The sequence below is a fragment of the Polaribacter sp. genome, assembly GCF_965656025.1.
Lineage (GTDB): Bacteria > Bacteroidota > Bacteroidia > Flavobacteriales > Flavobacteriaceae > Polaribacter.
Genome location: NZ_CBFHJT010000048.1, coordinates 1 through 3,685, shown reverse-complemented (window position 1 = coordinate 3,685; position 3,685 = coordinate 1). Strand labels below are relative to the sequence as shown.

Genomic DNA, 3,685 nt, shown 5'->3' with positions numbered 1-3,685 from the left:
TAGAAAGAAACCGTCAAATAGATGATGCATACTTACTATTGGGTAAATCTAGATATTATTCACAACGTTTTATACCAGCCATAGAGGCTTTTAATTATGTAATTGCCAATTACCCAGATGCAAACTTAATAGCAGAAACCAAAATTTGGCGTGCAAAAGCAAACATTAGAATGGATAATGAAGAGTTTGCCATAGAATCTATGAAGCTACTTTTAGAAGTAAAAGATACTTTAGAGTCTGATTTATCTGATGAGCTAAAAGAAAAAGGACACACAGCTTTGGCCATGGCTTACATGAAAGCAGATAGCTTACAAAAAGTAAAAAAACACTTACAATTAGCTACCAGAACGCAAGAAAATAGAGCTCAAACAGCAAGAAACATGTACGTTTTAGGGCAAATTTATGCCCAAGAAAACAAAAAAGATTCTGCAACTATAGTCTTTAATAGATTAAGTAATTTTAAAAAAGCACCTTATAAATATAAAATACATTCGGTTATAGAGTTGGCAAAAAATGCATCCAATGATTCTGTATCATCTTCAGTTTTAAAAAGATTAAGAGAGCTCATAGAAAAAAGAGAAAATAGACCTTATTTAGATGAACTTTATTACCAAGTTGGTTTAACACACCAAAAATACGATAGTATTAGATTAGCAAAAGAGTTTTTCAACAAATCGTTAAGAGCAAAAAACGGTTCTGATAAACAGAAAAGTTTTACATACGAAAACTTAGGGAACCTTTATTTTAAAAACTCTAATTATTTAATTGCTAGTAGCTATTACGATAGTGTTTTAAAAGTAACTACAGATACTTTAGATTTAAGGATAAGAAGGGTAAAAAGAAAATTTAAAAACTTAGCCTCTTTAATAAAGTTCGAAAATCTTGTCGCTAAAAACGATAGTATTTTAAAAATAGCAGCGTTACCCAAAAAAGCACAAGAAGACTATTTTCAAAACTATATAGATAGCCTTAAAAAGGCAGATGAAGAAGCAGCTCAATTAAGACTAAATCAAATAGCTTTTGGTGGCAATACCACTAATTCTTTACAAGCCACCAACAAAGGCAAATGGTATTTTTACAACACACAATCTTTAGGTTTTGGTAAAACCGAATTCAGAAAAATTTGGGGTGATAGAAAATTAGCAGACAATTGGCGTTGGTCTTCTACCGTAAATTTTGGTAGTAGAGACAAAGATTCTGCAGTCGTTGCAACCAAAGATTTAAGATACGATTTGGCGAGTTATTTAGATAAAATTCCTACTCAAAAAGAAACGATAGACACTTTAAAAATAGACAGAAATCAAGCATTGTACGAATTAGGTTTAATTTACAAAGAGCAGTTTAAAGACCCTAATTTAGCTTTAAATCGTTTAGAAAGAGTGGGTAGTTTAAATCCTAGAAAAGAATTGATACTGCCTATAAATTGGCATTTATACCAAGTGTATAAAAGTTTGGGAGAAACAGATAAAGCAAACAGTTATAAAAACACCATTCTTACAAATTATCCAGAAACTGTTTTTGCCCAAATTATTAAAAATCCAAATAAAAAGATAGAAGAAGATAAAGAGGTTACAGAAGTAGAAAAAACCTACAAAGAACTTTATTACATTTATAAGAAAGAAAAAAAATACAAAGAGTTACTTGTAAAAGTGAATGATCTACTACCTACACTTGCAAATTCAAAATTAAAACCTAAATTTGAGCTTTTAAAAGCTTATGCTATAGGAAAATACTTAGATAGAAAAACCTATTCAGAAGCTTTAGAATTTGTTGCAATAAACTATGGAAATACGGAAGAAGGAAAAAAGGCAAAAGAAATTCTTAAACAATTAAGTAAGTAGTTATGTTTAGTAATAAAGATAAAAAGCAAGAAAAGCAAAAAAATAGACCAAGAACTATGGAAAGAAATGTAATTGCAAAAACCACCACATTTGTTGGAGATATAAATTCTGAAGGAGATTTTAGAATAGATGGTACTCTAGAAGGAACTTTAAAAACAAAAGGACGCGTAATTATTGGTACAGAAGGTATCATAAAAGGCAATGTAGAATCTACAAATGCAGATATAGAAGGTAAATTTTCTGGTCAATTATCTGTAGCAAACACATTAACCATAAAAGCAACTGCAAACATTTCTGGAGAGGTGACTATTGGTAAATTATCTATAGAACCTGGTGCAACATTTAACGCAACTTGTGCAATGAAAGGCGCTTTAAAAGAACTAAATAAAGGCAATGAAACCAAAAAAGCCTCAGAAAAAACCGCTTAACAAAGCCATTGCACTTTCAGGTGCTGGTTTGCAAATGGGTTTAACCATTTATCTGGGTTTTTTATTGGGCAAATGGTTAGATGGTATTTTTCAAGTAGCTTTTTTAAAAGAAACAATAACACTTTTAGCTATTTTTTTAGCCATGTATTCGTTAATTAAACAAGCTAATAAAATTAATGAATAAAGACATTTTTACTTACATTTTAGTTTTTGTAGTTTTATTCTTAATAGGTTTTTATACACATCACTTTATTTTAGAGAATTTAAGTATAAATCTTTCTTTTTCATTAGAAAAAATATACCTTTTTCATGCCTTTTTTTCGGGCATCATTTGTGTAAATTTAAGAGTAGTTGCTACTGTTGATAAACTTTTTCCTCAACTAGGTTTTATCTATCTAGGTACATTACTTATAAAGTTAGTATTGTTTTCAATTTTTTTCTATAACCCTATATTTATAAGAGAATCCTTTAAATTGGCAGAAAAAGGAGCCCTATTTATTCCACTGTTTATTTTTTTATTAACAGAAGCAGTTTTTGTTTTAAAAATCTTAAAGTTAAAAGAATAAAAAATAATTCAAAAAAAAAGGTTTGTATTTTTGAATTATTGCATACCTTTGCGCCGAATTTAGAAAGCGTATTTTTACAATGAAGATTGCACAAAAAACAATCAAGTTTCTTACAATAGCAGCAATAGTGCTTTTTACAGCAGTTAGTTTTGCTTCGGGTACAGATAAAAAACATGATAATCAGAATGATGGTGGTCGTGTAAATACGAAAACTGAAGTTGAAGAATACATTCTTCATCATATCAAAGATTCTCATGATTTTTCATTATGGTCATATACAAATGATGATAATGAAAGAGTGCATATTGGGGCACCTTTACCTGTAATTTTATGGACAAGTGAAGGTTTGGTAACTTTTATGTCTTCAGAATTTCATCATAATGATGATGGACATGTAATTGTAGAGAAAAAAGGATTAAAATTTGCAAAAATTCACTCTAAAATATACGAGTTAGATAAAGGGGCTGCAACAGTTTCTTTTGATAAAGATCATCATGCAACCAACGCACACAAAGTATTAGATTTTTCAATTACAAAAAGTGTGGTAGGTATTTTGTTAATTGGTTTTTTATTATTGTTTTGGTTTTCTAGATTGGCAAAACAATACAAAACTAAAAAAGTACCAACAGGTTTCGCTAGAGTTTTAGAGCCTTTGGTTTTATATGTACGTGATGAAATTGCAAAACCAAATATTGGCGAAAAGCACTATAGAAGATTTACAGGTTATTTATTAACGGTATTCTTTTTTATATGGTTATTAAACTTAGCAGGTTTAACTCCATTTGGTTTTAATGTTACAGGTCAGCTAGCAGTTACAGCTTGTTTGGCAATTTTTACACTAATAATTTAT

Annotated in this window: 5 protein-coding genes; all 5 read left to right on the top strand. The window is 29.6% G+C overall.

What is annotated here, in order from left to right; genetic code table 11:
* Nucleotides 1-1,841, top strand: a 1,841-nt coding sequence (locus ACTG3S_RS09845; RefSeq protein WP_439129190.1) for a tetratricopeptide repeat protein, incomplete at its 5' end; no start/stop codon positions are given.
* 2 nt (nucleotides 1,842-1,843) lie between these two features.
* Nucleotides 1,844-2,269, top strand: a complete 426-nt coding sequence (locus tag ACTG3S_RS09840; RefSeq protein ID WP_439129189.1) for a bactofilin family protein — start codon at nucleotides 1,844-1,846, stop codon at nucleotides 2,267-2,269.
* Nucleotides 2,235-2,453: an AtpZ/AtpI family protein gene (locus ACTG3S_RS09835; protein ID WP_439129188.1), complete on the top strand. Its 219-nt coding sequence runs from the start codon at nucleotides 2,235-2,237 to the stop codon at nucleotides 2,451-2,453. The genes ACTG3S_RS09840 and ACTG3S_RS09835 overlap by 35 nt, the downstream gene beginning before the upstream one ends.
* Nucleotides 2,446-2,835: a DUF6168 family protein gene (locus tag ACTG3S_RS09830; protein ID WP_439129187.1), complete on the top strand. Its 390-nt coding sequence runs from the start codon at nucleotides 2,446-2,448 to the stop codon at nucleotides 2,833-2,835. The genes ACTG3S_RS09835 and ACTG3S_RS09830 overlap by 8 nt, the downstream gene beginning before the upstream one ends.
* 79 nt (nucleotides 2,836-2,914) lie before the next feature.
* A partial coding sequence (locus ACTG3S_RS09825; protein ID WP_439129186.1) for a F0F1 ATP synthase subunit A occupies nucleotides 2,915-3,685 on the top strand: 771 nt, incomplete at its 3' end.